17 protein-coding genes are annotated in these 22,777 nt (G+C 64.8%); 13 read left to right on the forward strand and 4 right to left on the reverse strand.

Annotated features, from left to right (window positions below):
* The first annotated feature begins 26 nt into the window (after positions 1-26).
* The 3 genes from GGC65_RS00690 (at position 27) to GGC65_RS00700 (ending at position 2,939) form a co-directional block, all read left to right on the forward strand.
* Positions 27-671, forward strand: a complete 645-nt coding sequence (locus GGC65_RS00690; protein WP_192645399.1) for a DUF4893 domain-containing protein — start codon at positions 27-29, stop codon at positions 669-671.
* A 22-nt stretch (positions 672-693) separates the two neighbouring features.
* Positions 694-2,007, forward strand: a complete 1,314-nt coding sequence (locus GGC65_RS00695; RefSeq protein WP_192645400.1) for an amidohydrolase — start codon at positions 694-696, stop codon at positions 2,005-2,007.
* A 107-nt stretch (positions 2,008-2,114) separates the two neighbouring features.
* Positions 2,115-2,939 carry a helix-turn-helix domain-containing protein gene (locus GGC65_RS00700; protein WP_225940613.1) on the forward strand — a complete coding sequence of 275 codons (825 nt, stop codon included), beginning with the start codon at positions 2,115-2,117 and terminating at the stop codon, positions 2,937-2,939.
* Between the two features lie 163 nt (positions 2,940-3,102).
* On the opposite strand, the gene GGC65_RS00705 is transcribed toward GGC65_RS00700, so the two are convergent.
* The gene (locus GGC65_RS00705; protein WP_192645401.1) at positions 3,103-3,870 is read right to left on the reverse strand and encodes a crotonase/enoyl-CoA hydratase family protein; all 768 of its coding nucleotides are present in this window, start codon (positions 3,868-3,870) and stop codon (positions 3,103-3,105) included.
* Positions 3,871-4,114: 244 nt separating this feature from the next.
* Here GGC65_RS00705 and GGC65_RS00710 point away from each other — a divergent pair, with 244 nt between their 5' ends.
* Positions 4,115-4,309, forward strand: a complete 195-nt coding sequence (locus tag GGC65_RS00710) for a hypothetical protein (RefSeq protein ID WP_192645402.1) — start codon at positions 4,115-4,117, stop codon at positions 4,307-4,309.
* 68 nt (positions 4,310-4,377) lie between these two features.
* Positions 4,378-5,364 carry a TerC family protein gene (locus GGC65_RS00715; RefSeq protein ID WP_192645403.1) on the forward strand — a complete coding sequence of 329 codons (987 nt, stop codon included), beginning with the start codon at positions 4,378-4,380 and terminating at the stop codon, positions 5,362-5,364.
* 144 nt (positions 5,365-5,508) lie between these two features.
* Here the strand turns inward: GGC65_RS00715 and GGC65_RS00720 are convergent, their stop codons facing one another.
* Complete coding sequence (locus GGC65_RS00720) at positions 5,509-7,101, reverse strand: isocitrate lyase (protein WP_192649334.1); 1,593 nt, start codon at positions 7,099-7,101, stop codon at positions 5,509-5,511.
* A gap of 137 nt (positions 7,102-7,238) precedes the next feature.
* Between GGC65_RS00720 and GGC65_RS00725 the strand changes: the two genes are divergently transcribed.
* The 3 genes from GGC65_RS00725 to GGC65_RS00735 all read left to right on the forward strand — a co-directional run bounded on the left by GGC65_RS00725 (position 7,239) and on the right by GGC65_RS00735 (position 11,198).
* Positions 7,239-8,627 (forward strand): helix-turn-helix domain-containing protein, encoded by a 1,389-nt coding sequence (locus GGC65_RS00725; protein ID WP_192645404.1) that lies wholly within the window; start codon positions 7,239-7,241, stop codon positions 8,625-8,627.
* 95 nt (positions 8,628-8,722) lie between these two features.
* Positions 8,723-10,036: an HD-GYP domain-containing protein gene (locus tag GGC65_RS00730; protein WP_192645405.1), complete on the forward strand. Its 1,314-nt coding sequence runs from the start codon at positions 8,723-8,725 to the stop codon at positions 10,034-10,036.
* A gap of 91 nt (positions 10,037-10,127) precedes the next feature.
* Positions 10,128-11,198 (forward strand): L,D-transpeptidase family protein, encoded by a 1,071-nt coding sequence (locus GGC65_RS00735; protein WP_225940614.1) that lies wholly within the window; start codon positions 10,128-10,130, stop codon positions 11,196-11,198.
* Between the two features lie 15 nt (positions 11,199-11,213).
* On the opposite strand, the gene GGC65_RS00740 is transcribed toward GGC65_RS00735, so the two are convergent.
* A complete protein-coding gene (locus tag GGC65_RS00740) occupies positions 11,214-12,593 on the reverse strand; it encodes an alpha/beta hydrolase (protein ID WP_192645407.1) in 1,380 nt (459 codons plus the stop codon).
* A gap of 266 nt (positions 12,594-12,859) precedes the next feature.
* On the opposite strand from GGC65_RS00740, the gene GGC65_RS00745 reads away from it, so the two are divergent.
* Positions 12,860-13,942 carry a class I SAM-dependent methyltransferase gene (locus GGC65_RS00745; RefSeq protein WP_192645408.1) on the forward strand — a complete coding sequence of 361 codons (1,083 nt, stop codon included), beginning with the start codon at positions 12,860-12,862 and terminating at the stop codon, positions 13,940-13,942.
* Positions 13,943-14,012: 70 nt separating this feature from the next.
* Here GGC65_RS00745 and GGC65_RS00750 read toward each other — a convergent pair whose 3' ends face one another.
* Positions 14,013-15,842: a DUF885 domain-containing protein gene (locus tag GGC65_RS00750; RefSeq protein WP_192645409.1), complete on the reverse strand. Its 1,830-nt coding sequence runs from the start codon at positions 15,840-15,842 to the stop codon at positions 14,013-14,015.
* A gap of 200 nt (positions 15,843-16,042) precedes the next feature.
* Between GGC65_RS00750 and GGC65_RS00755 the strand changes: the two genes are divergently transcribed.
* The 4 genes from GGC65_RS00755 to GGC65_RS00770 are packed head-to-tail and all read left to right on the forward strand — an operon-like array spanning position 16,043 to position 22,775.
* Positions 16,043-17,431 (forward strand): TIGR03013 family XrtA/PEP-CTERM system glycosyltransferase, encoded by a 1,389-nt coding sequence (locus tag GGC65_RS00755; protein WP_192645410.1) that lies wholly within the window; start codon positions 16,043-16,045, stop codon positions 17,429-17,431.
* 2 nt (positions 17,432-17,433) lie between these two features.
* Positions 17,434-19,548, forward strand: a complete 2,115-nt coding sequence (gene prsK / locus GGC65_RS00760) for an XrtA/PEP-CTERM system histidine kinase PrsK (protein WP_192645411.1) — start codon at positions 17,434-17,436, stop codon at positions 19,546-19,548.
* 2 nt (positions 19,549-19,550) lie between these two features.
* Positions 19,551-20,927 carry a PEP-CTERM-box response regulator transcription factor gene (prsR, locus tag GGC65_RS00765; protein WP_192645412.1) on the forward strand — a complete coding sequence of 459 codons (1,377 nt, stop codon included), beginning with the start codon at positions 19,551-19,553 and terminating at the stop codon, positions 20,925-20,927.
* The gene (locus GGC65_RS00770; protein WP_192645413.1) at positions 20,928-22,775 is read left to right on the forward strand and encodes a tetratricopeptide repeat protein; all 1,848 of its coding nucleotides are present in this window, start codon (positions 20,928-20,930) and stop codon (positions 22,773-22,775) included. It begins immediately after the preceding gene.
* Positions 22,776-22,777 lie beyond the last annotated feature (2 nt).

Genomic DNA, 22,777 nt, shown 5'->3' on the forward strand with positions numbered 1-22,777 from the left:
GAGGGACTGGGGAGAAACGGAGAATCATGGGTCGCACCATTTGGGTTTTGGCGGTGGCGCTCGGCGTCACCCTTGGCGCGTGCAAGTCGGTGGTGCCGCCGGTGCCTCCGTCGTCGGCCGATGCGCCGCCGGAGACGTGCACCTGGCGCGCAACGGCAACTGATCAGGATCAGGAGCGCATCCGGGGCTGGTACAAGAGCTGGCAGGCGGCGCTGGCCGATGCGCGGGCGAAAGGCTTTGGGGGTGATATCGACCGCGAGGGCATATTGCTGCAGCCGACCGCCGCGCTGCCCAATCCGCATCTGCCGGCGGGCGATTATCGTTGCCGGACGATCAAGCTCGGCACGCAGGGGCGGAGCGGGCTGTCCTACGTCGCCTATGGCTGGTTCCGTTGCCGCGTCGCGCCCGAACAGGGGTTGTCGAGCCTGACCAAGATAACGGGGTCGCAGCGTCCCGTCGGGCTGATCTTTCCCGACAATCTGAAGCGGCAGATTTTTCTCGGCACGCTCGAACTCGGCGACGAGAAGATGGCGGTCAATTATGGCAGCGACCGGATGCGCGACATGGCAGGGCTGGTCGAACGGATCGGCGACAATCGCTGGCGGCTCGTGTTGCCGGCGCCGGCTTATGAATCCTTGCTCGACGTGATCGAACTGGTCCCGGCGGGCTGAAAAGAACAACAGGGGAATTGGCATGCGGATTTTGTTGATGAGCGCGGCGGCGCTGGCTTTGGCTGCGCCTGCCGCGGCGCAAACGCTCGGCGGCGAGGTCGAAAAGCAGATGCCTTCGCTCATGGCGATCTACAAGGATCTGCATGCCAACCCCGAACTCAGCTTCATGGAGGTGCGCTCGGCGGGTATCCTCGCGGGCGAGGCGCGCAAGCTGGGCTTCAATGTCACCGAAAAGGTAGGCGGTACCGGCGTCGTTGCGGTGATGGAGAACGGCCCGGGCCCGGTGGTGATGGTGCGCGCCGACATGGACGGGCTGCCGGTCACCGAACAGACGGGGCTCCCCGGCGCGTCGAAGATACGCGTGACCACGAAGGAAGGCGTCGAAACCGGCGTGATGCACGCATGCGGCCACGACACGCATATGACCGCATGGATCGGCGTCGCGCGGCTGATGGCGGCGAACAAGGCGAAATGGTCGGGCACGCTGGTGATGATCGGCCAGCCCGCCGAAGAACGCGGGGCGGGCGCGCGCATGATGCTCGCCGACGGCCTTTATACGCGCTTTCCCAAACCGCAATATGCGCTCGCATTCCATGACGCGGCACAGTTCCAGGCGGGCAAGATCGGCTATACGCCGGGTTATGCGCTCGCCAATGTCGACAGTGTTGACATCACGGTGAAGGGCGTTGGCGGCCATGGCGCCTATCCGCAGACGACCAAGGATCCGATCGTGCTCGCGAGCCGTATCGTCGGCGCGCTCCAGACGCTCGTCTCGCGCGAGATCAGTCCGCTCGACAGCGCGGTGGTGACGGTCGGCAGCTTCCATGCGGGGGCAAAGCACAATATCATTTCGGACGAAGCGAAGCTGCAGCTCACGGTGCGCAGCTATAGCGACGAGGTGCGCGACCACCTGCTCGACGGAATCGCGCGTATCGCGAAGGGCGAGGCGATCGCCGCCGGCATGCCCGAGGACAAGATGCCCGTCGTGACGGTGCAAAAGGACGAATATACCCCCGCGACCTTCAATACCCCGGAGTTCACCCAGGAAATGGCGGCGTTTCTGAAAACGAGCTTCGGCGAGGACCGCGTCGTTCAGATGCCCCCGGTGATGGGCGGCGAGGATTTCAGCCGCTTCTGGCGCGAGGACAAGAGCATCAAGAGCCTGATCGTCTGGGTCGGCGGGGTGCCGCAGGCCGAATATGACGCGGCGAAGAAGGAAGGGCGGACGCTGCCCAGCCTCCATTCGCCCTTCTGGGCACCCGACGCCCCCGCCGTGATCTCGACCGCGACCGAGGCACTGACGGCGATGACATTGAAGTTGATGGCGAAGAAATAAGAGGCGCGGAAAGCGGCGAGCCACTGATGCCGCATTGCCCGGCCACGCGGCCGTTTCCCAAATAAATTGGGATGGACCTGTTCGCGGCGCTGTGGTGAGCAAAAGACATGTCTGCCAATGAACCCGCTCCCGGCTTGACCGCGTGCCTCACCGATCGGGAAATGGAAATTCTTCGCCTGCTGGTCGCCGGGCATACGGTAAAGACCATCGCAGCGCGTCTCGGCCGTTCGGAAACGTCGATCAACGAGCGTTTGCGTGCCGCCCGGCGCAAAACGGGGGTCGGCAGCAGCCGCGAATTGGCACGCCTTCTGGACCTCCAAAAAACTTGTGACGAAAATATCGATCTTTCGAGACAGCGCCCCAACGGAAAGGACTTGGCGTACACCGCGGCCGTTGGAGGTCGCGGTTCGAAAGGAATGATCATCATGCTCATTGCAATACCCATGGCCGCCGCTGGACTGATGTTCGCAGCCGCTCCTTCCGCCGATCAGGCCGGAACGCCGAACGCCGTTTACGCCGCCGCCTCCAAGCCATTGCCGTTGGTCGGAAGCTGGTCGCTGGACGCGTCGCAGATGCCGGAAAAGGAACGCCCTCAACGGGTCACGATGACGTTCCGTCCATCGGCGGACGGAAAATGGACAACGCGCGTGGAAATCATTGCGCCGGACGGTTCCAGCAAGCATTCGGAATCGACTGCCGCGCTTGACGGCGTCGCCGTACCGATCACCGGCAATATGGATTTCATCGACAGCGTTGCCTTGCGTCAGCCGGCGCCGGATACCTTGGTCATGACGCTGGGCAAGGCGGGCGCGCGGGTTTCGACGCGCGTCTACACCGTCGCCAAGGATCTGAAATCCATGACCGAAACGATCGTCTGGTCCGCCGACAATCGTCAAAAACTGGAAACGACGCATTTCGATCGAATTGATTGATCGCGGGTAAGTTTCCCCCGCCGGCATCGCGCGGCACCAACATCGCAATCAGCCCTGACGCCCCGCGCGTTTTGCTAAGGTTGCGACTTCGCGCGCGCCGATAATGGCCTCCCACTTCGGCCCCCGGCTTGCCCCGGGGGTCGCCTTGTCCATATCGCCGTCGTCATTCTCCTTTGAAGGCCGCAAAGCTGCCGCCACGGCCCGCGCCCTCGGTAAAGCGTTTGCCCCCCGCCGCCGCGCCTTCGCGCAAGGGAGCAGCCCCGGCGTGCGCTTCGTGCGACAGGGCGCCTTCGATATCGAAATCCCATTGGCGATAGGTGCTGAGCCGGTCGCTGTTCACGCAGATTTGCGGGAAGGCCGCGATCTGCTTCGCCAATTCGACTGCAGCGGCAAGCGCCTCACCGTCGGCGACGATCCTGTCGGCCAGGCCGATGCGCTGCGCCTCATCGGCGGCGACCGGCCGCCCGGTCAGGATCATGTCGAGGGCGCGGCCTTGCCCGACGATGCGCGGCAGGCGGACGGTGCCACCGTCGATCAGCGGCACGCCCCAGCGGCGGCAATAGACGCCGAAGATCGCGCTGGCGGCGGCAACGCGCATGTCGCACCAGAGCGCCAGCTCGAGCCCGCCGGCGACGGCATGCCCCTCGACCGCAGCGATCACGGGCTTCTCGATCAGCATCCGCGTCGGTCCCATCGGTCCGGGGCCGTCAGGGTCGTAGCGCGACGTCCCTACGGCATTGAGGTCGAAGCCGGCGCAGAAATGCCCGTCGCTGCCGGTCAGGATCGCGACGCGTGCGCTCTCGTCGGCGGCGAAGGCCGTGAAAGCGGTCCGCAAAGCAGCGGCAGTATCGGGATCGACCGCGTTGCGGCGCGCCGGGCGATCGATGGTGACGATCGTGACGGGGCCATCGCTTTCGACAAGCACGCTCATGCAAATCCTCCTCTTCCACCCGTCGTAGCGTGCCGGGACGCCGGGGGACTTGCAAGCGGCGCGGCGGCACCCTAAATAAAGGATATGCGGGCCGGGCCCCTCTGGCGTCGGTGGGATATCTCCCGCCACGTGATGTCGGACCGCATCGGGTGACCCCGATGCTCTGGCCCTATCTCCCCCCTGTTTCCTGGGGTCCCGGCATCGGCGTCACCTGCTTGATTTCTCAATCAGGAGGCCCTTTTCAATGACACTCAATCCCAATCTCTACCGTCTGACCGTCCTCCATCGTCAACTCGACGATGCCGAGCGCCGCGAGGTGCGCCGCCGCGGCGCCGATCCGTTTCGCCTGCTGCGGCTGAAGACGCTGAAGCTCGCGGTGAAGAAGCGGCTCGCGACGTTGACGCAGCGTCCCGCATTGCGCCCGGCGTTCGCGCTCTAACCCGCCATAATCGATGATCGAGCACGCTGCCGAAAGGTGGCGCGCTCCGCATATCCAGGGACATCATCATGGAATTTCTGTTTGCCGACTGGCTGGGCACCCCGGCCTGGTTCTGGCTGTCGTTCATCGCGCTCGTGATCGCGCTTACCGCCTTCGACCTTGGTATCCTCAACAAGGAGAACAAGGAGATGGGGATCGGCGAGAGCCTCAAGCTCTCGGCGCTCTATATCGGTATCGCGACCGCGTTCGGCGCATGGGTCTGGGCCGCAAAGGGCGGCGAGGCGGGCCTCCAATATTACACTGGCTTCTTCATCGAGAAGGCGCTGTCGATCGACAATATCTTCGTCATCTCGCTGATCTTCACGACCTTCGCGATCCCGCCGCGTTACCAGTATCGCGCGCTCCTTTGGGGCATTGTCGCGGTGATCGTGCTGCGCGGCATCATGATCGCGGGCGGTGCGGCGCTTGTCACCGAATATGGCTGGGTACTCTACATCTTTGCGGCGTTCCTTGTGTTCACTGGCGTGAAGATGCTGTTCGCAAGCGAAAAGCCGATGGACGTGAAGGGAAATCCGGTCGTCAAATGGCTATCGCGCCGGATGCCGATCACCGACGAATTGCACGGCGAGAAATTCTTCGTGCGTGTGCCCGATACGAAGACCGGCAAGATCGTACTCGCCGCGACGCCTTTGTTCCTCGCGCTCGTCGTGATCAACCTCGCCGACCTTGTGTTCGCGGTCGACAGCGTGCCGGCGATCTTTGCGATCACGACCGACACCTTCATCGTTTATACGTCGAACATCATGGCGATCCTCGGCCTGCGCGCGCTCTATTTCGCGCTGTCGGCGATGGTGCACCGTTTCCACTATCTCAAATATGCACTCGCGCTGGTGCTCGTCTTCATCGGATCGAAGATTTTCGTCGCCGACTTCGTTCTGGATGGCACGAAGTTTCCGCCGCTGGTCAGCCTGGGCGTCACCGTCGCGCTGATTGCGGGCGGTGTCATCTGGTCGCTGGTCAAGACGCGCGAGGAGGAAGCGACGCTGCCGCAATGAAAATGTCCGCCGGAAGCGCAAGGGCTTCCGACGGACAGGCTTTCCTCCCCAGGAAAGCTCGGTAGGCGCGGAGGTCGGGTCGCTGGCCTCCGCGCCAAGAGGGGTGACGCGGGGGCTGCAACATTTCCCCCGCGTCGAACTCGTTTAAGCGGCGAACTGGTTCATCGTATTGTCCTTGCCCGCGGCCTTGAGGGCCGCTTCGCCGGCGAAATATTCCTTGTGATCGTCGCCGATATCGCTGCCCGACATATTCTGGTGCTTCACGCAGGCGATGCCCTGACGGATTTCGGCGCGCTGGACGCCCTTGACGTAACCCAGCATCGCTTCGTCGCCGAAATATTCCTTGGCGAGATTGTCGGTGCTGAGCGCCGCGGTGTGATAGGTCGGCAGCGTGATCAGGTGGTGGAAGATGCCCGCCCGCTTCGCCGCGTCGCGCTGGAAGGTGCGGATGCGGTTGTCGGCTTCTTCGCCCAGCGCCGTGGCGTCATAATCGGCGCTCATCAGCCTGGCGCGGTCATAGGCGCTGACGTCCTTGCCCTCGGCGCTCCACGCGTCGAACACCTGCTGGCGGAAGTTGAGCGTCCAGTTGAAGCTCGGCGAATTGTTGTAGGCGAGCTTCGCATTGGGGACGACCTCGCGGATGCGGTCGACCATGCCGGCGATCTGTTCGATATGCGGCTTTTCGGTCTCGATCCACAGCAGGTCGGCGCCGTTCTGCAAGGATGCGATGCAATCCATGACGCAGCGATCCTCGCCGGTTCCCGAACGAAACTGATAGAGGTTCGAGGGCAGGCGCTTCGGACGCATCAGCTTGCCATCGCGGTTGATCAGCACGTCGCCCGGGTTGCCCGCGCCGTCGACCTCTTCGCAATCGAGGAAGCTGTTATACTGGTCGCCAAGGTCGCCGGCCTCCTTCGAGAAGGCGATCTGCTTGGTCAGGCCCGCGCCGAGGCTGTCCGTGCGCGTCACGATGATGCCGTCCTCGACGCCGAGTTCCATGAAGGCGTAGCGGCAGGCGCGGATCTTCGCGATGAAATCCTCGTGCGGCACGGTGACCTTGCCGTCCTGGTGGCCGCACTGCTTTTCGTCCGAAACCTGATTTTCAATCTGGAGCGCGCAGGCGCCGGCCTCGATCATCTTCTTGGCGAGCAGATAGGTCGCCTCGGCATTGCCGAAGCCCGCGTCGATGTCGGCGATGATCGGCACGACGTGCGTTTCATGATTGTCGATCGCGGCCTGCACCTGCTTGGCCTTGAGTTCGTCACCCTCGGCGCGCGCGGCGTCGAGGTCGCGGAACAGCATGCCGAGTTCGCGGGCGTCGGCCTGACGCAGGAAGGTGTAGATTTCCTCGATCAGCGCCGGAACGCTGGTCTTCTCGTGCATCGACTGGTCGGGCAGCGGACCGAATTCGCTGCGCAGCGCGGCGATCATCCAGCCCGAGAGATAGATATAGCGGCCCTTGACGGTGCCGAAATGCTTCTTGATCGAGATCATCTTCTGCTGCGCGATGAAGCCGTGCCAGCAGCCCAAGGACTGGGTGTAGTTCGCGGGGTCGGCGTCATAGGCGGCCATGTCGGCGCGCATAATGCGCGCGGTGTACCGGGCGACGTCGAGGCCGGTGCGGAACTTGTTCTGGGCGCGCATGCGGGCGATGCTCTCGCCGCTGATGCCATCCCAGGTGCCGTCATAATCGCGGATGAGGCGGCCTGCCTGCGCCATGTCTTCTTGGTAGCCCATCATCTTGTCCTCGTTCGAAGCTGATGGGTGGAAGTTGGCGAAAGTGCAGCGAAAAGTGAAAAGCTTTGTCAATAATATTTGTGAAATATGGACGTTAGGTGTAAATTAGGCTGTAAATTAGTAAAGAAAGTTACAGGATGGCAGAGCGGCGGGTGTTTGCGGGGCCGGCGGTGCGCAAGGTGCGGCGCGAGGCGGGGATGACGCAGGCGGCGATGGCCGAGGCGCTCGATATTTCGCCGAGCTATCTCAATCTGATCGAGCATGGGCAGCGGCCATTGTCCGCGACTGTGATCGTCAAACTGGCCGAACGGTTCGGGTTCGATGCGGCGAAGCTCGGTGCGGAAGATTTGCCGGGCGGGCTTGCAGGGCTGCGGCGGCGGCTCGCCGATCCGCGTTTTGCCGATCTGGGGATCGGCGCGCACGAGGTCGAGGAGTGGCTTCAGACCGCCCCGGCGACCGCCGCCGCCTTTGCGCGATTGTTCGATGCCGCGCCCGAAGCGCGCGGTGAGATGCAAGAAGAGGCGCCCGAAGTTGCCGCCGTGCGCCGGGCGATCGAGAAATGGCGCAACCATTTCCCCGATCTCGACGCGCGCGCCGAGGAACTGGCGGACGAGTTACGGCTGGCGGGCGGCGATCTCTATGGGACGATTTCCGAGCGTTTGCGCACCCGGCACCAACTTGGCATTCGCATACTGCCGAGCGACGTGATGCCCGACCGGCTGCGCTGGCTCGACTGGCACGCGCGGCAACTTATGCTGAACGAGCTGCTGCGCCCCGCGTCGCGCACCTTTCAGGCCGCGGCAACGCTTGCGCAGATCGAAGCAAAGGGCGAGATCGACGCGCTCGTTGCAGGCGCCGAATTCGCCGAGAGCGCGGCGGCCAAGCTGTTCGAGCGCCATCTGATCCAGTATTTCGCCGCGGCGCTGATGATGCCGTACAGCCGGTTCCTGCGCGCCTGCGACGCAACGGGATATGACCTGCTGCTGCTCCAGCGGCGCTTCGGTGCGGGGTACGAACAGGTGGCGCACCGGCTGACGACCTTGCAGCGCGTCGGCGCGCGCGGGCTGCCCTTTTTCATGCTGCGCATCGATCGCGCGGGGCAGGGGAGCAAACGCTATGCCGGGGCGAGCCAGTCGCCGCTGGTCGATGGCGACGCGCGCTGCCCGCTGTGGAGCGTACATGAAGCCTTTGCGCGCCCGGGCGAGGTGGTCGCCGACCTCGTCGAGTTGGAGGACGGATCGCGCTGGTTCACCCAATCGCGTTCGGTCGCCGCCCCCGGCGCGACGGGAAGCGGCGCCCCCGCGCGCTTTGCGGTTTGCGTAGGGGTCGACGCGAAGGTCGCAGCGCCGCTGATCGCCGCGCGCGGACTCGATCTGATGCGCAGCCCCGCGACGCCGATCGGTCTCGGCTGCCGCCGCTGCACGCGCACCGGCTGCGTCCAGCGATCGATGCCTCCGCTGGGCCGCCCGCTGCGCTTCCGCGAAGGCGAACGCGGGGTGAGCGCGTTCGATTTTGCGGGCGACTGAGGTTAAGCAGACGTTACGTTGTGACTTAATTTGGCACATAGCGTGCCGTATTGGGAAAGGTGCGTGTCTATCAGGCGGCCGCAACGGGACCCAAAATGCTTGTACGAATTGAACCAGAGGACGTCGAAATCGGCATGTTCGTCCACGCCTTTGAAGGGTCGTGGTTCGATCATCCGTTCTGGCGGAGCAATTTCCGGGTCGAGACAATCGAGCAGCTGGAACGCATTCGCAATTCGGGCATCGAAGGGCTGATGATCGATCCCGAGCGGGGGATTGCGCCGTCCGGGGGGCGCCAGCCGAGCAAAGGCGAAGAAGGCCCACGCCAAAAGCTGTCGCGATCGTGGGGCAGGCCGCGACCGACTGTCCGTACCGCACCCTTGCCAAAGATTTTCGCCCAACCCGATCCCGAGGATCGTGCGGCTCCGCGTCCGCGCCGCGGTTATTCGAGCGAGTGCCGCCGCGCAAAGCCGGTGATCTCGCGAACGCGCGCGGCCGTCGTCGACATGTTCGAGGCGGCCCGGCTGGGCCGCGCGGTCGAGGTCAAACGTATGGTGCGCCTCGCCAGTTCGATCGGCGCGTCGATCGAACGCGACGCCAAGGCGCTGATCAATCTCGTGCGCCTGAAAGAGAAGGACGAATATACCTACCTTCACTCGGTCGCGGTCTGTGCGCTGATGATCAATTTTGCGCGTCATCTGGAACTCGATCCGCAGCAGGTCGAGGATATGGGTGTCGCCGGACTGCTCCACGATGTTGGCAAGGTCGCGGTTTCGGACGCGATATTGAACAAGCCGGGCGCGCTGTCGAAGGACGAAATGCGTTCGGTCCGCTCGCACCCGGCCGCGGGGCATCGCCTGCTTGCGAGTTCGCCCGGAGCCCCCGAAATCGCGCTGGAGCTTTGCCTGCGGCACCATGAGAAGGTTGACGGCACGGGGTATCCCGGCCGCCTGAAGGGTGAAGAACTATCGCTCGCGGCGCGCATGGGCGCGATCTGCGACGTGTATGACGCGGTGACGTCGAACCGGCCGTACAAGCAGGCGTGGACGCCTTGCGAGGCGCTGACCGAAATGAAGAAGTGGCAGGGGCATTTCGACCCTGCGTTGCTTGACCGGTTCGCCGACAGCCTCGGCATCTATGCGATGGGCACGCTCGTCCGCTTGTCGACCGGCGAACTCGGCATTGTCGTCGGCAGCGAGGGCGAAGCGGACGAAGATCTGGTCGTGCGCGCCTTCTTCGACTGCGACGCGCTCGCCGAGATCGAATTTGTCGACCGCACGATTGCGCCGTCGGCGGAGCATCCGCGGATCATCGGCCGCGACAGCCCGACCTTCTGGCGCTTTCCCGACTGGGATGTGCTGCGCCACAAGGTGCTGGCGGCTGAGATTATCCCCGACGAGGATGAAGGCTGAGAGCGGGCTTCCCGTCCGCAGATTGCCCCTTGTCCCGCATCCTTTCGAGCGCAGGATCGTTAACCCTGTTCGGAACTGCGAGGACAAGCATTTGAAACCTATCTTCATTCTACCATGGCTGTTGCTCGTCGCCGGTTGCAATGCGGCGCCGGACGGGCAGGGTTCCGAAAAAGCACCGGCGGCCAAGGTCGACGCCGATTCCGATAGCCTCCGCTTTGAGGACGCCAAAACCGACGCGGCGCCTTTCACCGATCCGCCGATCCTTCGTGCGCAGGTGCTTCTCGACCATCTTGGCCTCTCTCCGGGGGTGATCGACGGGAAGGAAGGGCAATCCTATGTCGCCGCGCTCCGCGGTTTTCAGGAGGCGCAAGGGCTTGAAGAGAGCGGCAAGCTCGACGCAGCCACCGAAAAGGCGCTGCAACAGGGACGCAATGTCCCGGCAACGCGGTTGGTCGTCATACCTGCGGGTTTCGCCAAAGGGCCGTTCGTTCCGGCCTTTCCGAAGGATGCGGCCGACCAGTCCAAATTGCCCGCGCTCGGCTATCGCAATCTGACCGAAGCGCTGGCCGAACGCTTTCACACGACGCCCGAAACGCTTGTCGCTCTCAACAGCCCGTCGACGCTTGTCGGGGCTGGCCGACCGTTTCGCGTGCCCAATATCCCCGATATCGACCGCGCGACGTTGGGCGAGGATGCGCGCGGGTGGAACGGCACGCTCGAACGGCTCGGGGTTGCGCCGACGCAGGTGGCGGCGGCGAAGGTGGTGGTCGACAAGTCCGAGGGGGTGTTGAAGGTTTATGACGACGGCGACAAGCTCGTTGCACAATTCCCCGCCACGATGGGCAGCAGCCACGATCCGCTGCCGATCGGCAAATGGAAAATCCAGGGCGTCAGCCGTAATCCCGATTTTCATTATAATCCCAAGCTGTTCTGGGATGTGAGCAACAACAAGGAAGCGGTGTTGCTGCAGCCCGGGCCGAACAGCCCGGTAGGCGTCGTGTGGCTCGACCTCAACAAACCGCATTATGGCATTCACGGCACAAGCGAGCCGCATACGATCGGGCGCGCCGAGAGCCATGGCTGCGTCAGGCTGACCAATTGGGACGCCGCGCGTCTGGCGCAGATGGTGAAACCCGGAACGCCGGCGATCTTCCAGAATTAGGTCCGTTGGGCGCGATCAGCTCAGGAAATTGACGATCTGTTCGATCACGACGTCCATCGCGGGCTCGTTCGAGCGCAGGATGTGATTGTCGGTGTCGAGCGTGACGAGCGAGGCGCCGCGGATGTTCGACGCCAGTTCGATCGCTTGGTCGATCCCGATGCGCTGGTCGGCGCGCGCGTGGAGGATCAATGTGGGTACGTCGATATGCTCGAGGTGCTGGCGCACGTCGATATTGCCGAACAGGTCGAGGAAGGCGGCGGCATTGTCGGGCGACACCGTCTGTTTCTGGAAATCGTTGAACCAAGTGAGTTCGTCGGCGGTCGCCGACGGGGTGAAGCTTTGCGAGAAGATCTGGCGATAGATCGGCGTATCCTTGCCCCAGCCGCGGCGGACCAATGTGATGACGGCCTCACGCTCGTCGGCCTCGCCCTCGTCGACGCGGTGGCGCCAGCCGGTGGCATAGCCGCCGAGCAGGATCAGGTGCGACACGCGCTCGGGGTGCCGCCGCGTATATTCGATCGCGACCGCGCAGCCCTGTGACAGCGCGAAGAGCGGGAAACGGTCGAGACCGAGCGCGTCGGCCACCGCCTCGAGATCGGTGACGAGCGATTCAAAGTAGATATGGCCGACGTCCCAGTCGGAGAGGCCATTGCCGCGCTCGTCATAGCGGACGAGGCGGAAATGTTCGGACAGGCCGCCGACCATGCGGCCCCAGAGCGGGCTGCCCCAGTCGAGTTCGAGGTGGTTGAGCCAGTTCGCGGTCTTGACGAGCAGCGGGCCGTTGCCCGTCACCGCATAGGCGATGCGGACGCCGTCGGGGGCGAAGCAATAGCGCACTTGCTGCACCGGAAATTCGGAGCGGTCGACCGCCGAGGTGAGCCCGTCGTCGAGCGCGTCGGCGGCGGCGGCGAAGCGCGTCCGGTCGGCCGACGGCCAGATCGCGTTCCGCGAGGCTTCGTCGAGGCAGCGGCGGCGACGGCGGTCGATCGCCGCGCGTTCGGAGGCGAGCCACAGGCTATATTCGTCGAGGCCAGAAAGCTCGAGCCCGGGCAACGGCGCGTCGAGCGCGCGGAGCGGATCGGGACGGTCGATGTCGAAGGAAAAGCCCGACGCATCGATCGCGACGCGTTCGCGGTCGGCGGCGAGCAGGTCGGCCTCGTCGCCGAGCAAAGCGCGGATTTTCGATAGCGACCAGCGGAGCGCGGCACGCGGATCGTCGGGGATGTCGAAAAAGATTTCGCAGAGCCGTTCGCGGCGGACGGGCTTTCCGGTGAGCAGCAGATAGGCGAGCAATGCGCGCGTCTTGCGCGAGGCGGGGAGCGCGACGGGGGTGCCGCCGCGATGCAGCTCAAACTCGCCGAGCAATCTGACCTCGAAGGGCTCCGATCCGCGCATGGAGACGGTCTGCCGCGCAATTTCCACGCTGTCACGGCAAATTCCAACGCTCGTTCAAACGCTGCCGCACACGGCGCGTGGGCATTTCTGTCCTCGCCAACAAAGGAGGCAGAAAATGTACGGTAACTTCAAATCCCTGAATGGCGAACCGCTCGCCGCAATGGCGTCGCTCAGCTTCGCCTTTTTGATCTTTGCGGTGATGCCGCATCTGATCTTCATCTGACCCAAGGCGACGGAGAAGCGCCATGTGCAGCAATGTGAACCTCATGACCGATGTGATTGAATCGGAGTCGCTCAGCGCGGAGGAAGAAGCGTTCGCAGGGAAACTGATCGCGATGGTCAACAACGGTATGGCCGGGTTGATGATCGCGATCGGTCACCGCACAGGTCTGTTCAGCGCGATGAAGGGCGGGGGGGCGCTGTCCAGCGACGAGCTGGCGACACGCGCCGCGCTCAACGAACGCTATGTCCGCGAATGGCTGGGCGCGATGGCGACTGCCGGGATCGTCTTGATCGATCGCAGGACCGGCAAATATATTCTGCCCGCAGCGCATGGCGCGTTCCTTGGAACCGACGCCGCCTATGGGTCGATGAGCAGCTATTTCCAGTATCTTTCGGTGCTCGGCTCGGTCGAGACGCGGATCGTCGACTGTTTCAAAAACGGCGGCGGGCTGTCGTACGGCGATTACGACCGTTTCCATGAATGCATGGCCGAGGATAGCTATCAGAATGTCGTCGCGGCGCTGGAGGATGCCATCCTGCCCCTCGCGCCGTGGACGATCGATCAGCTCGAGGCCGGGATTGCGGTCGCCGATGTCGGCTGCGGGCTGGGCAAGGCGATGATCCGGCTCGCCGAGCTTTTCCCGAACAGCCGCTTCACCGGCTATGATCTGTGCGCCGACACGGTGCTGCTTGCCGAAATCGAGGCCGCCGAGCGCGGGCTGGACAATGTCCGGTTCGAGCGCGCCGATGCGACCTTGCTCGAGGGGACGGCGACATTCGACCTGATCTTCACCTTCGACGCGATCCACGATCAGGCGCATCCCGCGGCGGTGCTGGCGCATATAAGGCGGCTGCTGAAACCCGGCGGTACCTATGTGATGCAGGAAATCCGCGCCGCGACCGACGTGGCCGACAATCTCGACAACCCGCTCGCGCCCTTCATCTACACCGTGTCGTGCATGCATTGCATGTCGGTGTCGCTGGGGCAGGGCGGAGTGGGGCTTGGCGCCGCGTGGGGCGAGCAGCTGGCGCTCGCGATGCTCGCCGACGCGGGTTTCTTCCGTGTCGAGGTGCACCAGTTGCCGCACGACCAGATGAACAATTATTTCGTTTGCCGGCCCGATTGATTTCCCTCCCGCAATCGGCCGCGAGAAGCCCTTCGCCTGTCCTTGCTGGCGAAGGGCTTTTCGTTTCGGGTCAGGCCTTTTGCGCCGCCGTCCAGCGGTCGATCACCGATTCCAGCACCGAAATCGGCATTGCGCCAGCCGACAAAGCGGTGTCGTGGAAACCGCGAAGGTCAAACTTGTCGCCGAGTGCGGCCTTCGCCTTTTCGCGGATCGCGACCCAGCGCGTCTGGCCGACCATATAGCTCGTCGCCTGACCCGGCCACACGCAGTAGCGCTCGATCTCGGTGACGTTCGACCCCTCGGGGGTGCCGAGCGAGTCGTTGTAATAGGCGATCGCCTTCTCGCGGCTCCACCGATAGTGATGGAGGCCGGTGTCGACGACGAGGCGCGCGGCGCGGAACATATAGGACTGCAGATAGCCGAGCTGGCCCCACGGGTCGTTCGCGTAGACACCCATCTCGTCGGCGAGCTGCTCGGCATAGAGGCCCCAGCCCTCGGTATAGACCGAGTAGGCGGGCAGACGGCGGAGGCGCGGGATGCCCTCGGCCTCCTGCGCGAGCGCGATCTGGTGGTGATGGCCCGGGGTCGCCTCGTGATAGGTCAGCGTCGGCAGCGTCCACGACGGATTTTCGGCAGTATCGCGCAGGTTGATATAATAAGCACCGGGGCGCGAGCCGTCGAGCGCGGGGATCTGGTAATAGCCGCCGGGTGCGCCGGCTTCGATCTCGGGCGGGACGCGGCGTATGTCGCATTTGGCTTTCGGCAGGCGGCCAAAGGCTTCGGGCAGGCGGCGCTGCATTTCCTGGATCTGCTCGTTCAATTTGGCGATCAGGTCGGCCTTGCCCTTGTCGGTGTTGGGATAAAGGAAACGTGGGTCCTTGCCGAGCGCGCGCATGCGTTCGGCGACGGTGCCTTTGGACATGCCTTGCGCCTTGAAGATCGCATCGGCGCGTGCGGTGAGCGCGGCCATGCGGTCGAGGCCGAGCTTGTGCACCTCCTCGGCCGACATGCCCGTCGTCGTCGCGAAGCGCAGCGCATAGGCGTAATATTCATCGCCCTTGGGCAGCCGCCACACGCCGGCATCGTGCGTCGCGCGAGGGCGGACGGCGGTGAGTTCGGCCGCCTGGCGGCGCATTGCGGGATAGATTTTGCCTTCGACGATCGCGGCGCAGCGTTTCGCCCAGTCGCCGGGTATCTCGGCGGTCTTGGTTTTGAGGTTGGTGGTCAGGATGTTCGCGTCGGGCGTGGGCGCCCAGATCTTGTCGAACAATGCGAGCGTGCGGTCGATGACGAAATCGGGCGGGATGATGCCCGCAGCGTGGTCGGCCTTGATCCGTCCCGTCTCATTGTCGAGCTGGACCGCGAAATCGGCGCAGCGCGAAAGATAGGCCTCTGCATCGGCGGCGTTGGCAATGCTGTGCTGGTTGACGAGGAAATCGGGGATCGAGCGGTAGGTACCGCTGAGCTGCGTGACCGGATGCGGTTCAGGCCAGCTGTGAAGTCCGTAGCTGAAACTGTCGTAAGCCTTGACATAATCTTCCCACGGACCGCGGAACGTCTCATAGTTGACGAGGTCCATTCCCGAGAGTTTCTTCGGGTCGATCGTTTTCAATTCCTTGAGTCCGGTGCGGTAGAGATCGTGTCCCTTCTTGATCCCTGCGGGCGACCGGTCGGCGAGTTTGGCCTTGGCGGCGGCGCGATCGCCCTTGTCGAGCCCCAGCGAGGTGGCGAACTCGGGATCCTGATCGACGAGCATGTCGTAGACGCGCTCGTAAATCGCGGTCAACCGCGCGCCTTCGCTGTCGGGAGCGGCCGCGAGCGCCGCGCGCGCCGGCGAACGGGTGCCAGCCAGCATCGACGAAGCCGCGGCGGCGGCAAGCAAGGTGCGACGGTCTAACATTTTGCTATCTCCGGAAAAAAGTCCGGGCGTGCGCGGCGGGCCCACACCCAATAGGTGTACTGTTGCAGCAAGTCACCGTTGGCGCAAGTGTTTGATGCGGCGGGTCGATTGTCCTAGGCGATCGCGCGAGTGTAAAATTAACCGACAGTTGACGCCTCGGCAGTAAAGTCGCGCGGGCGAAAGGGCTTTGGCGATTTTCCATGTTTCGGCTGTTTAAACATTATGTTCCGCACGCTGTCGTCTGGCTGGCGTTGATCGAGTTTTTCGCGCTGCTCGGTTCGGCCGAGGGGGCGTGGCACCTTTATGCGCATCAGGCGGGGTTCGATCCCGGGTCGCTCGGCGACCGCTGGTTGCCCCTTTTGACCTTTGGCCTCTCGAACTCGCTCGCGATGATGGCGACCGGCATGTACGGGAACGAGGGGCTGCGCTCGATGCGCTTTGCCACCGCACGCTTGCTCGCGGCGATCTCGCTTGGGGTGATCTTCCTCTCGGTGCTCGGTTTCCTGTTGCCGACCGCAACGCTCTGGCGCGCGAACAGCCTCTACGCGATGATCTTTGCCATTGCGGTGCTGTTCGTGATCCGCCTGGTGCTGACCCAATCGTCGGGGACCGAGGCGTTTCGCCGCCGCATCTTGGTGCTGGGCGCGGGGCCGCGCGCCGCACGATTGGCTGCTTTGGCCGAAGCGCCGGGAAGCGGGCTCGAAATGGTCGGCTTCATCGCGATGAGCGCGGCTGAAAAGACGGTGGCGGGAGCGGTCCCGCGCGATGCGATCGCCAATTTGTCGGACCATGTCGTCGATCTGCGCGCGGGCGAGGTGGTGCTGGCGTTGGAGGAGCGGCGCAACGCGCTACCGCTGAACGACCTGCTCCGCGTCAAGACGACCGGGGTCCATGTCAACGACATTGCGAGTTTCATCGAGCGCGAGACGGGGCGCGTCGATCTGGCGACGACCAATCCAAGCGGACTGATCTTTTCGGACGGTTTTTCGGCCGGGCAGCGTATTTCGAAGGTCGGCAAACGCCTGTTCGACATCCTCGCCAGCCTGATCGTCCTGATAGTCGGCCTGCCGCTGATTGTCATCGCGGGGATTGCGGTGATCCTCGACAGCCGCGGGCCGGTCTTTTACCGCCAGCCGCGCGTCGGCCTGTTCGGCGAACCTTATGACATCTTCAAGATCCGGTCGATGCGCACCGATGCCGAAGCGGCGGGCAAGGCGGTGTGGGCGGCCGAGAACGATCCGCGCGTCACCCGTGTCGGCCGCGTGATCCGCAAGCTGCGCATCGACGAACTGCCGCAGACCTGGTGTGTGCTGAAAGGCGACATGAGCTTTGTCGGCCCACGCCCCGAACGGCCGAGCTTTGTCGAGGAACTCGAAAAGAAGCTGCCCTATTATGCCGAACGCCATATGGTGAAACCGGGCCTGACCGGCTGGGCGCAGATCAATTATCCTTATGGCGCGTCGGTCGAGGACGCCCGTGTGAAGCTCGAATATGATCTCTATTACGCCAAAAATTACTCGCCCTTCCTCGACCTGTTGATCCTGCTTCAGACGGTACGCGTCGTGCTGTGGCCGGAGGGGGCACGGTAACCGTGTCGGCGCTGACCGGCCTGTCCCATATCCTGTCGAGCCTTGCACTGGCGGGCTTTGCCGGCGTCACCCTGTGGCTGTTGATGCGGCCGCGTGCGCGGATGGCGGCGTTGATGCCGGCGCCGCGCTTGCTCGCCGCCACGGCCGCGGCGACCGGCTTATGGTGCGCGGGCCTCACCATCTACGGTCCCGGATCGTCGCAATCGCTGGTCGTGCAGACGGTGCGCGACCTCGCGATGCTCCTCTGGCTGGGGGCGACATTCTGGTCGCCGCGGGCGCCGATGTCGCCGCCGCTGCGGCTGATCGTGCGGATGCTCGCGACGATCTGCGTGTTGACGCTGCTGCTTGGAGCGGCGGCGCATTTGCGCGCGGGCGCGGCGGCCGAGGCGTGGATGACGCCGACGCTGGGTTTCGCGGCGGCGGTCGTCGCGATCGGCGGGCTGCTGATGATCGACGGCGGGGTTCGCCATGCAAGCGCGGGACAGCGCATGCCGGTGATGGCGGTCGCGGGCGGCTTTGCGATGCTGTGGGCCTATGAGCTCAACGTCCAGCTGATCGGTGCGCTGACCGGCAAAAACGCGTCGACGCTGATCGCGCTGCTTCCGGCGATCGTGCTGCTCACGCTACCCGTTTATGTCGTCGCTGCGATGGACGTCGGGCGTGAGCGGATGCGCCTGTCGCGTACCGCCGCGACGCGCACGCTGATCCTGCTCGGCGCCGCCGCATATCTGATCGTCATCGCGCTTACCGGCGCCGTCGCGCGCGTCGTCGGCGGCGATTATGCCGAGCTGGCGCAGGCGATTTCGCTGCTGGTCGTGCTGGGCGCCGGGGGGCTGATGCTCGCCTCTGCACGGTCGCGGGCGTGGCTGTCGGTGATGATTTCCAAGCATTTCTTCGAGCATCGCTATGATTATCGCGCCGAGTGGATGCGGTTCACCGCGACGCTGGGGCAGGGCGAGAAGGGCGATGGGGGCGAGGACGACCGCAATCTGTATCGCCGCGTCGCCAAGGCGCTTGCCGAACTCACCGGCAGCCCGGCTGCGCTGCTGATGACACCGGCGGCGGCGGGCGGCTTTCGCATCGCCGAACAATGGCGTTGGCCCGAGAGCGTGGGCGAGGACGCTACGCTCTCGCTGCGCTCGGCCTTCATGCTGCAGGAAACGCAGCATATCGTCGATCTCGATGCCGAACGGCGCGGGCATCCGGGCGAGGATCTGGCGATCCCCGAATGGTTGATGGCTGATAGCCGCGCGTGGGTCCTCGTGCCGGTGCTGCATTTCCAGCGGATGATCGCGATCGTCGTGCTGCACCGCCCCGCGGTGTCGCGCGCGCTCGACTGGGAGGATCTCGACGTGCTGCGCATCGCGGGGCAGCAGGCCGCAAGCTATCTGGCCGAATCACAGAGCCAGCAGGCGCTGTCCGAAGCGCGGCGCTTCGACGAGTTCAACCGCCGCTTTGCCTTCATCATGCACGACATCAAGAATCTGGCGAGCCAGATCGGGCTGCTCGCGCGCAACGCCGAGCGCCACGCCGACAAGGCGGATTTCCGCGCCGACATGGTCGAGACGCTGAAGATTTCGGCGGGACGCCTCAGTGATCTGCTTGTGCGCCTGTCGCCACGCGAACGCGGTCCCGCGGCGGAGGCCGGGCGCACCTTGGTCGAGCCGGTGCTGAACGAGATTGCGGCCGAGATGCGGCCGCGCCGCGCACTGTTCGTGGGCTGCCAGGCGGGATTGTCGGCGTGGGCCGATGCGAGCGCCGTCCGCCAGATCGTCCAGCACCTTGTCTCCAACGCGATCGACGCCTCTGCGCCCGAAACGCCGGTGCAGGTCGTCGCGGTCGCCGAGCAGGGGCGCGTGCGGATCGACGTGATCGACCAGGGGTGCGGCATGACGCGCGACTTCATCCGCGACGAACTGTTCAAACCCTTCGTGTCGACAAAGGAATCGGGCTTCGGGCTGGGGGCATTCGAGGCGCTGCAAATTGCGCAGGCCCTGGGCGGCGCGATCGAAGTGGCGAGCGAACCGGGCAAGGGGAGCAGTTTTACCCTGTGGCTCCCGCTCGGCGATGCGCGCAGCGATAGCGGGGGCGACCCCCGCGTGGTGAAAGTAGGATAATAATGACCGAGGGCGGGGCCAGTTTGCGCAAATTGCTGGTGGTCGAGGACGACCCCGGGCTGCAGACGCAGCTCAAATGGGCGTATGAAGATTATCAGGTCTTCGTCGCGGGCGACCATGACGCGGCGATCGAATTGCTGCGTGCCGAGGAACCCGATGTGGTGACGCTCGATCTCGGGCTGCCGCCCGATCCCGACGGGACGCGCGAAGGGTTCCGGACGTTGAAAGCGATCCTCGAGGCGAAGCCCGACACCAAGGTTATCGTCGTGTCGGGGCATGGCGAACGCGCGAGCGCGCTCACGGCGATCGCGAGCGGGGCGTGGGACTTTTATCAGAAGCCGATCGACATCGACGAATTGGGGCTGATCGTTCGCCGCGCTTTCCATGTGCGCGAGCTCGAGGTCGAGAACGCGCGGCTCGCAAGTCAGGGTTCGAGCGACAATCGCGTGCTCGGCGGGATGATCACCGGGGCGCCCGAGATGCAGAAGGTCGCGCGGACGATCGAGCGCGTCGCGAACCTCGATGTCAGCGTGATGCTGCTCGGCGCGAGCGGCACGGGCAAGGAATTGCTCGCGCGCGGCCTGCACGAAGCGAGCGCGCGGCGTGATGGCGCGTTCGTCGCGATCAACTGCGCGGCGATTCCCGAAAATCTGCTCGAAAGCGAATTGTTCGGGCACGAGAAGGGCGCGTTCACCGGGGCGGTGAAAACGACCGAGGGCAAGATCGAGCTCGCGCATGGTGGGACGCTCTTCCTCGACGAAGTCGGGGACATTCCATTGCCGTTGCAGGTCAAGCTGTTGCGATTTTTGCAGGAGCGCACGATCGAGCGCATCGGCGGGCGCAAGGCGATCGCGGTCGACACCCGCATCGTGTGCGCGACGCACCGCGATCTCGATGCGATGATCGCCGAGCAGAGCTTTCGCGACGATCTCTATTACCGTCTCGCCGAGATGGTGGTGAAGATCCCGTCGCTTGCCGAACGGCCGGGCGACGCGGTGCTGCTCGCGCGGCACTTCCTTCATCAATATGCGCCCGAAATGAACCCGGCGGTGCGCGGCTTCGCGCCCGACGCGCTGCAGGCGATCGACGAGGGGCGCTGGCCGGGCAATGTCCGCGAGCTGGAAAACCGGATCAAGCGCGCCGTTATCATGGCCGACGGCAAGCTGGTGATGCGCGAGGACCTCGATATGTCGGGCAGCGAGCAAGAGGGCGAGGAGGCGTGGCTGAACCTGCGCAGCGCGCGCGAAGCCGCCGACCGCGTCGCGATCCGCCGCGCGATGACGCAGAGCGAGGGCAATATCTCCGCGGCGGCCAAGCTGCTCGGGATCAGCCGGCCGACGCTGTACGACCTGCTGAAGCAATATCGGATGCACGCCTGAATGGATTTGGGGCGCGTCTGGACGAGTGCGCTGCTGCTGGCGGCGTTGCTGCTGGGAGCATGCGGCGATGGGGCTTCGTCCGCTTCGCGCAAGGCGCTCGAGGAGCGCCGAGTGGCGCTTCAGAATGCCATCGCGAACAACCCAAAGGCCATAGCCGAACGTGTCGAGCTGGCGCGCGTGGCGATCAAGCTTGGCGACGGCGTCGGCGCCGAGTCAGCGGTGAAGGGGGCGCTGGGAGCTGGGGCGAACGACGCCGCGCTGCGCCCGTTGCTTGCGCGCGCCTATGCGATGCAGGGCGAGGGGAGCCGGGCGCTTCAGACGCTCGACGATGGCCCGATCATTCCCGAGATGATCGGCGAGGCGGCGTGGGTCGCGGGCGATGTTCATTTGAGCAACGGCGACCTGGGCGCAGCGCGCGAGGCCTATGACCGCGCGGTGCATGAGTTGCCGCGCTCGTCGGCGCTGTGGGTCGACGTCGCACGCTTTCGCGATGCCAATGCCGACACGCTCGGTGCGCGCGACGCGGTCGACTTTGCGATCGAGCTCGACAAGACGAACGGCGCGGCGCTGGCGTTCAAGGCGAATCTCGTGCGGACCGAGGACGGGCTCAAAGCGTCACTCGATTGGTATGGAGATGCGCTCGCGGCCGATCCCGATAATGCCGACGCGCTGATCGAACAGGCGGCGACGCTTGGCGATCTGGGACGCTATCAAGATATGCTCGCATCGCTGCGTCGCGCCGCGACGATCGTCCCGCGCGACCCGAGACTCTTTTACCTGCAGGCGGTGCTTGCGGCGCGCGCCGACAATTATGTGCTCGCGCGAAGCCTGCTCCAGCGCACGCGCGGCGAACTCGACGAACAGCCGTCGTTCATGCTGCTCAGCGCGATCGTCGAACTCGAGCTCGGCGGCGAGGCGGTCGCGGCGAGCTGGGCCGACCGGTTGCTGGCCGAGCAGCCCGAGAATTTCACCGCGCGCCGCATTCTTGCGGCGGCCGAATGGGCCGATGGCGACGCCGGTGCCGCGCTCGACGCGCTGCTGCCGGTGGTCCAGCGTCCTGACGCCGACAGCTGGTCGCTGTTGCTCGCGGCGCGTTCGGCGGCGGAACAAGGCCGGCGGATCGAATCGGCGGACTATCTGGCGCGCGCGGCAGCGCTGGCGCCCGGCGAAGCCGTGCCCTTTGCCGCCGACAATGATTATGGCCTGTTGACGATGGCGGCCGACGCCGAGCCGCTCAATCCCGCCTATGCGATTCCTGCGATCTCGGCAGACTTGTCGAGCGGCAATAGCGCAAGGGCAATTGAACGTGCCACGCGGCTGCGCGATGCGAACCGCGGCGTCGCCGACGCGCATATCCTGCTCGGCGATGCGGCGCTGGCTGGTGGGCGGACCGATCTGGCGGTGCAGGCCTATCGTACCGCGCGCGATCTCGACGCGGGCGAGCGTACGACGCTGCGGCTTGCCAACGCGCTGTTCCGCGCCGGCGATGCAGCGGGATCGGGCGCCGCGATCCTCGCGCTCCAGCGCAGCCAGCCGTCGAGCATCGCCGCCGACCGATTGTCGGGGCATCTGGCGATGGACATCGAACATTGGGATCAGGCGATCGCGCATTTCGAGCGCGTGCGGCGGCGAATCGGCAATCGCGATGCCGTGATCCTGCGCGAACTCGCGCGCGCGTGGGCGGCGAAAGGCCAAGACGATCGTGCGCTGCCGCTGATCGACCGCGCCTACCGGCTACAGCCGCTCAACGCGGCGATTATGGGATTTTACGCCGACCTGCTGGAGCGGCGCGGCAGTAAGCAGGCCGCCGCGGACCTCCGCGACAAGGCGGCGCAGATCGGGCGGTAGCG

Origin of the sequence: Sphingopyxis sp. OAS728 (assembly GCF_014873485.1) — a bacterium.
In the GTDB taxonomy this organism is placed as follows: domain Bacteria; phylum Pseudomonadota; class Alphaproteobacteria; order Sphingomonadales; family Sphingomonadaceae; genus Sphingopyxis.

Coding starts and splice junctions, on each gene's coding strand:
- GGC65_RS00690 (WP_192645399.1), top strand. CDS start 27: ATGGGTCGCACCATTTGGGTTTTGGCGGTGGCGCTCGGCGTCACCCTT.
- GGC65_RS00695 (WP_192645400.1), top strand. CDS start 694: ATGCGGATTTTGTTGATGAGCGCGGCGGCGCTGGCTTTGGCTGCGCCT.
- GGC65_RS00700 (WP_225940613.1), top strand. CDS start 2,115: ATGTCTGCCAATGAACCCGCTCCCGGCTTGACCGCGTGCCTCACCGAT.
- GGC65_RS00705 (WP_192645401.1), bottom strand. CDS start 3,870: ATGAGCGTGCTTGTCGAAAGCGATGGCCCCGTCACGATCGTCACCATC.
- GGC65_RS00710 (WP_192645402.1), top strand. CDS start 4,115: ATGACACTCAATCCCAATCTCTACCGTCTGACCGTCCTCCATCGTCAA.
- GGC65_RS00715 (WP_192645403.1), top strand. CDS start 4,378: ATGGAATTTCTGTTTGCCGACTGGCTGGGCACCCCGGCCTGGTTCTGG.
- GGC65_RS00720 (WP_192649334.1), bottom strand. CDS start 7,101: ATGGGCTACCAAGAAGACATGGCGCAGGCAGGCCGCCTCATCCGCGAT.
- GGC65_RS00725 (WP_192645404.1), top strand. CDS start 7,239: ATGGCAGAGCGGCGGGTGTTTGCGGGGCCGGCGGTGCGCAAGGTGCGG.
- GGC65_RS00730 (WP_192645405.1), top strand. CDS start 8,723: ATGCTTGTACGAATTGAACCAGAGGACGTCGAAATCGGCATGTTCGTC.
- GGC65_RS00740 (WP_192645407.1), bottom strand. CDS start 12,593: ATGCGCGGATCGGAGCCCTTCGAGGTCAGATTGCTCGGCGAGTTTGAG.
- GGC65_RS00745 (WP_192645408.1), top strand. CDS start 12,860: ATGACCGATGTGATTGAATCGGAGTCGCTCAGCGCGGAGGAAGAAGCG.
- GGC65_RS00750 (WP_192645409.1), bottom strand. CDS start 15,842: ATGTTAGACCGTCGCACCTTGCTTGCCGCCGCCGCGGCTTCGTCGATG.
- GGC65_RS00755 (WP_192645410.1), top strand. CDS start 16,043: ATGTTTCGGCTGTTTAAACATTATGTTCCGCACGCTGTCGTCTGGCTG.
- prsR (WP_192645412.1), top strand. CDS start 19,551: ATGACCGAGGGCGGGGCCAGTTTGCGCAAATTGCTGGTGGTCGAGGAC.
- GGC65_RS00770 (WP_192645413.1), top strand. CDS start 20,928: ATGGATTTGGGGCGCGTCTGGACGAGTGCGCTGCTGCTGGCGGCGTTG.